4 protein-coding genes are annotated in these 6103 nt (G+C 76.0%); 3 read left to right on the top strand and 1 reads right to left on the bottom strand.

All coding sequences use genetic code 11. The annotated features are described in order from the left end of the window. Together GTW40_RS06780 and GTW40_RS06775 are read left to right on the top strand one after the other, a co-directional pair. Positions 1 to 882, top strand: an 882-nt coding sequence (locus GTW40_RS06780) for an ABC transporter ATP-binding protein (RefSeq protein WP_161179248.1), incomplete at its 5' end; no start/stop codon positions are given. Positions 883 to 910: 28 nt separating this feature from the next. Beyond that, a complete protein-coding gene (locus tag GTW40_RS06775; protein ID WP_202485508.1) occupies positions 911 to 2608 on the top strand; it encodes an ABC transporter ATP-binding protein in 1698 nt (565 codons plus the stop codon). Between the two features lie 66 nt (positions 2609 to 2674). Here the strand turns inward: GTW40_RS06775 and GTW40_RS06770 are convergent, their stop codons facing one another. Beyond that, entirely contained in the window at positions 2675 to 3283 is a 609-nt protein-coding gene (locus GTW40_RS06770; protein WP_161179247.1) for a response regulator transcription factor, read from the bottom strand. 346 nt (positions 3284 to 3629) lie between these two features. Here GTW40_RS06770 and GTW40_RS06765 point away from each other — a divergent pair, with 346 nt between their 5' ends. Next, positions 3630 to 5759 (top strand): SpoIIE family protein phosphatase, encoded by a 2130-nt coding sequence (locus GTW40_RS06765; protein WP_161179246.1) that lies wholly within the window; start codon positions 3630 to 3632, stop codon positions 5757 to 5759. The last annotated feature ends 344 nt before the right edge of the window (positions 5760 to 6103 follow it).

Genomic DNA, 6103 nt, shown 5'->3' with positions numbered 1-6103 from the left:
GAGGTGCTGGCGGCCTCCCGGTACGCGGCGCTGGCGACCGGCGTCGGCGTACTGGTCGGCCGGCTGGCCGCGCTGAGCCGGGCCCGGGCGGGCACGGCGCGTCTGGCCGAGGTGCTGGCGGAACCGGCGAGTGCGTACGGCGCGCGTGAACTCCCCTCCGGTCCAGGCAGGTTGGAGCTGCGGGGCGTCACGGCCCGGCGGGGCGGCCGGACCGTGCTCGACGGGGTGGACCTCACCGTGCCCGGCGGCACGACCCTCGCCGTCGTGGGCCGCTCCGGCACCGGCAAGTCGCTGCTCGCCGAGGTCGCCGGACGGCTCGCCGACCCGGACGCGGGCGAGGTGCTGCTGGACGGCGTACCGCTGCGCGACCTGACCCACGACGCGCTGCGCCGGGCCGTCTCCTACGCCTTCGAACGCCCGGCGTTGTTCGGGGCGACCGTCGAGGACGCCCTCGCCTTCGGCCTCGACCGGCCGCCCGCGCACCGGGTCCGCGAGGCCGCCCGCACGGCACGCGCCGACGCGTTCGTCCGCCGGCTGCCCCGGGGCTACGACACACCACTCGCGGACGCGCCCCGCTCCGGCGGCGAGTCCCAACGCCTGGGTCTGGCACGCGCGTTCGCCCACGACGGGCGCCTATTGATCCTGGACGACGCCCTCTCCAGCCTGGACACGGTCACCGAACGCCAGATCTCCCGCTCCCTGCTGACCCCGGGCGGCCCGACCCGTCTCCTGGTCGCTCACCGGGCCGCGACCGCGGCGGCGGCCGACACCGTGGCGTGGCTGGACGGGGGGCGCCTGCGGGCGGTGGGGCCGCACGCGGAGCTGTGGCGGGAGGAGGAGTACCGGGCGGTGTTCGGGGACGCCGAGGCCGTGACCAAGTAGCTCTTCATGACAAGGGAGTGGGGCTCCGATGAATCTGCGGCAGCGGGCGGCCCGGTACGCGCGGACGAAGGGGCGGGTGCTGGTACGGCTCGGCGCCTGGTCCGTCCTGGAGGCCGGGCAGACCTTCCTGGCCGGGTACGCCCTCGCGCGCGCCCTGGACGCGGGCTTCCTCGCCGGGGACGTACGCACCGGCATGTTCTGGCTCGGGGCGGCCGGGGCGGCGGTGGTCGTGGGCGCGGTCGGCACCGGGCGGGTGTACGGCGTGGTGGCCGCGCTGGTCGAGCCGGTGCGGGACCGGCTGGTGACGGGGGTGGTCCGGCGCGGGGTCCGCGAGGCCGACCCGGGCGCGCTCTCGGGGCTGACCCAGCAGGTGGAGATAGCCCGGGACACCCTCGCGGGGCTGGTCCTGGTCTCCCGCTCCTTCCTCTTCACGGCGGCGGGCGCGCTGATCGGCCTGTTCTCCCTCGACCCGCTGCTCCTGGCGGTGGTCCTGCCCCCGTTGCTGGCCGGAGTGGCCCTCTTCGCGGCGACCCTGCGCCCCCTGGCCCGCCGCCAGGAGGCGTTCCTGACCGCCGACGAGGCGCTGGCCGAGGACCTGAACGCGGTGGGCCCCGGTCTCCGGGACATCACCGCGACCGGAGCCGAGGCACGGGTCGCGGAGAACCTCGGCCGCCGCGTCCGGGCCGAGCTGCGGACGGCCCGTTCCCTGGCCCGCTGGAGCCCGGCCCGCGTGGCCGCGCTCACCCTGGGCGGCGAGGTCCCGGTGATCCTGCTCCTGGTGTCGGCCCCCTGGCTCCTGCGCCGGGGCGTCACACCGGGCGCGCTCCTCGGCGCGCTCACGTACGTCGGCCAGTCCCTGTACCCGGCCCTGCAGAACCTGGTCCACGGGCTGGGCACGAGCGGGGCGCGGCTGACGGTCGTACTGCGCCGCCTGATCCCTGCGGAGAAGCCCGCCGTCGAAAAGGCACCCCGAGCCTCCGGTCCTTCCCCGGAGCCCCAGGATGCGCCCGCCCTCGCACTCTCCGACCTCCGCTTCGCCTACGGCCCCGCCAGCGAACCGGTGCTCCACGGGCTGGACTTGGCGCTGCCGCCCGGCACCCACCTAGCCGTCGTCGGCCCGAGCGGCACCGGCAAGTCCACGCTGACCGCTCTCGTCGCCGGGCTGCTCACACCCGACGCGGGCACCCTCCACCTCCACGGGCACCCGGCACCGGACGCGACCGCCCTCCGCACGCTCATCCCGCAGGAGGCGTACGTCCACGGCGGCACCCTCGCCGAGAACCTCACGCTGCACCGCCCGGATCCGGTCCCGGAGGACGAACTCCTCGCCGCCGCCGAGGCGGTGGGGCTGCTCCCGCTCCTGCGCAAGCTCGGCGGACCGGCCGCGCACGTCGACCCGTCCGCCCTCTCCGCGGGCGAACGCCAGCTCATCGCCCTCACCCGCGCCTACCTCTCCCCCGCCCCCCTGGCCCTGCTCGACGAGGCCACCTGCCACCTGGACGCGGAGGCGGAGGAACGCGCGGAACGGGCGTTCGCGGCCCGCCCCGGCGGCACCCTGGTCGTCGTCGCGCACCGGATGAGTTCGGCCCGGCGGGCGGATCTCGTGCTGGTGCTGGACGGCCCGCGCTCGGTGTGCGGGCCGCACACCGAGCTGCTGGCCTCCTCGCCGCTGTACCGGGACCTCATGGGCGACTGGGCCGAGGTGCCAGACACGCGGGTGGGCTGAGCGGCTCCGGGAGCCGCGTCACAGCCCGCGTCACAGCCCCCGGCACAGCCCACGTCAGGGCCCGCGTCACAGCCACCCCTCCCCCCGCGATATCCGGATCGCGTCGATCCGGTTCCGCGCCCCCGTCTTCCTGGTGATCGCCGCCATGTAGTTGCGGACCGTCCCGTGGGACAGGTGCAGGCTGCGGGCGATCTCGGCGATCGAGGCGCCTCCCGCCGCGAGGTCCAGGACGCTCAGCTCGCGGCGGGTGAGCGGGATCTGGGTGGCGCGGAGGAAACCGAAGCCGAGCGAGGCGTCGATGAAACGTTCCCGCGCGGCGACGTGCCGTATCGCACGGACCAGACGTTCCGGGGAGCCCGCCTTGTCGACGAAGCCGAGCGCGCCCGCCTCGGCGGCGCGCTTGAGGAGGCCGGGGCGATGGGCACTGGCGAGGACCACGAGCGCGGGTGGGCGTCCTCCCGTGCCCGGGGGACACAACTCGGCCAGTGGGGGCGCCGCGTGGCCGTCGCCGTACTCGAGATCGGCCGCGCACACGTCCGGGGACAGTGTGCGCACCTGGTCGGAGGCGCCGCGCCACGGCGTGTCGTCCACGTGGAGGCCCGGTTCCCGCCGCAGCCACTCCGCCAGAACCGCCCGTACCAGACACGCGTCGTGCACCAGAAGCACCCGGATCACTCCCGCCCCCTCGGTTTCGCCCTGTGTCGCTCTGTGCGGCCGTGCTGTCACCCTCGGAAGTCGACCGCGTGCCCATTGTTGGGTGTGTCGGCCCAACTCGTGCGCGGAGATCCGGCCATCAGGAGGCGCGGGGGCGCACACGCGGCGCCCGTGTGCCATCGCGTGCTCCGGAACCACGGGCATGGGCCCCGCCCTCACGGGGTACTCGGTGGCCCCAACTGCCGGCCGGGCCGCTTCGCAGGTCAGGGACGCCGCCCGGTGGCGGCATCCGTCGCGCGGGGCGACCCCGGGCGGGCGCCCCGCTCCGCCCGGTCCGGGCGCGCGACCGTACGAGGAGGTGGTCGGGGTGTCCGACACACCGGGGCCCGCGGCCCAGTCCCCGGCGGCCGGACGACCGCTGCTGTCGGTCGCGCTCGCCTCGATGATGGAGGAGGTCGGGGCGCACTCCGGTGCGGTCTATCTGCTGCGGTCCGACGCGCCGGTCCTGGAGATGGCGGTGATGGCGGGACTGCCGCGCGCGTTCGCCGCGCCCTGGGAGCGGGTCGGGCTGAGCGCGCGGATCCCGGTGGCCCAGGCGGTCCGGGAGCGGCGCATGGTGTGGGTGGGCGGCGCGGACGAGATGGCGCGCCGCTTCCCGAGGATCGCGGTGGTGCTGCCGTACCCCTTCGCGCTCGCGGCGGTGCCGCTGGCGGCGGCGGAGCGGGTGCACGGCGTGGTGTTCGTGACGTGGCCCGGCACGCACCCGGCGGAGCTGTCCGGCGAGGAGCAGGCGCGGCTGACGGCGGCCTGCGCGCGGCTGTCCGGGCAGTTGGAGCGGGCCGCCACCGAGGCCCGGCCGCCCGGTCCCGAGCCCGATCTGCTGGCGGCACCCGCACCGGAGGCCGCCGCCGACCCGGACCCGACGGAGGCGGCGCGACTGCTGGCCAGGCTGCCGTACGGGCTGGTCTCGATGGACCTGCGGGGCCGCATCGGCTTCCTGAACGCGGCCGCCGCCGAACTCCTCGGCCGCCCCGCCGTTGAGCTGCTCGGCACCCCGCCGTGGGTGTCGGTCCCCTGGCTGAACGATCCGGGGTACGAGGACCGTTACCGGGCCGCGCTGCTCAGCCAGCGGCCGACCTCGTTCGTGGCGCTGCGGCCGCCTGACGAGTGGCTGTCCTTCCGGCTGTATCCGAGCACGACCGGGCTGAGCGTGCGCATCACCCGGGTCAAGGTGCTCACGGAGCGGGCGCGTGAGACCGCGCGGTCGGGCGCGCCCCCGCCCCGCCTGGTGACCATCTCCCAACTGCTCAGCCTGACCGGCGCGTTGACCGAGGCGGTGGCGGTACGGGACGTGGTGCGGCTGGTCGCGGACGAGGTGGGGCCCGCCGTCGGCAGCCGGGCGCTGGTGCTGCTCGGCTCGCAGGAGGGACGGCTGCGTGTGCTGGGCCACCACGGCTATCCGGACGCGCACGCCGTGGACCACTACGACGGGCTGCCACTGAGCGCCCGCACCCCCGGCACCCAGGCCCTGGACAGCGGCGTGCCCGGCTTCTTCGAGTCGGTGGAGCATCTGGAACGGCTCTATCCCTCGGGGCACCGGACCCGGGACGGCTTCGCGGCCTGGGCGTATCTGCCGCTGGTCGCCTCCGGGCGCCCGGTGGGCATGTGCGTACTGGCGTACGCGCACCCGCATCTCTTCCCGGCCGAGGAACGCGCCGTCCTCACCAGCCTCGGCGGAATGATCGCGCAGGCCCTGGAGCGGGCCCTCCTCTACGACGCCAAGCACCGGCTCGCGCACGGCCTCCAGTCGGCGCTGCTGCCGCACAGCCTGGTCCCGCCGCCGGGCATCGAGGCGGCGGCGCGCTATCTGCCCGCCACCCGGGGCATGGAGATCGGCGGCGACTTCTACGACCTGGTGCCGACCGGGCCGCTCGCGGCGGCGGTGATCGGCGACGTGCAGGGGCACAACGTGACGGCGGCCGCGCTGATGGGGCAGATCCGCACCGGGGTACGGGCGTACACGGCGGTGGGGCAGGCGCCGGAGGAGGTGATGGACAGCATCAACCGGCTGCTGCTGGACCTCGGCGCCGATCTGTTCGCCAGTTGTCTGTATCTGCGGCTGGACCCGGTGCGCGGGCGCGCCGTGATGGCGCGGGCCGGGCATCCGCCGCCGCTGCTGCGCCGCCCGGACGGCCGGGTACGGGTGCTGGACCTGGCCGGGGGTCCGCTGCTCGGGATCGACGCGGGGGCGGTGTACCCGACGACCGAGGTGGCCCTCGCCCCGGGTTCGGTGCTCGCCCTCTACACGGACGGGCTGGTGGAGTCGCCGGGCGTGGACATCGAGGACGCGCTGGTCGAGCTGGGCGGGGTGTTCGCCGAGGCGGGCGGGGGGCCGCTGGAGAGCGTCGCCGACGAGCTGATCCGGCACGGGGCGTCGGGGCGCGAGCGGGTGGACGACGTGGCGGTGCTGCTGCTGCGGGCGAACGGGGGCGGGTGAGCGGGGACGGGCGAGGGCACCCCCGGGTCTCACGGGCGGCATCCGTCGGAAAAAGAGGTGGTCCGGCCCTCCCGCCGGAGGGCCGGACCGTCCCCGGCCGAACCGCGTGTGAACGGCCGGCCGGGGCGTCAGGTTCCGGCACCCGCGCGGGGTGCCGGAGGGGGTGCGGCTCAGTTGCCGCCGCTGTGGTGGCGCGACTTGTGGTGCTGGCCGGTGCCGTTCTGGGCGGCACCCTGGTCACCGGCCGCCTGGTCACCGGCGGCCGGGTCGCCCGCCGCGGCGGACGGGTCGGCGGCGCCGCCGAGCTCGTCGCCGCCGACCTGCTCACCGGCACCCGCCTGGTC

This window comes from Streptomyces sp. SID4985 (assembly GCF_009863025.1).
Lineage (GTDB): Bacteria > Actinomycetota > Actinomycetes > Streptomycetales > Streptomycetaceae > Streptomyces.
This window is presented reverse-complemented; position numbering and strand designations above follow the sequence as displayed.

Coding starts and splice junctions, on each gene's coding strand:
- GTW40_RS06775 (WP_202485508.1), top strand. CDS start 911: ATGAATCTGCGGCAGCGGGCGGCCCGGTACGCGCGGACGAAGGGGCGG.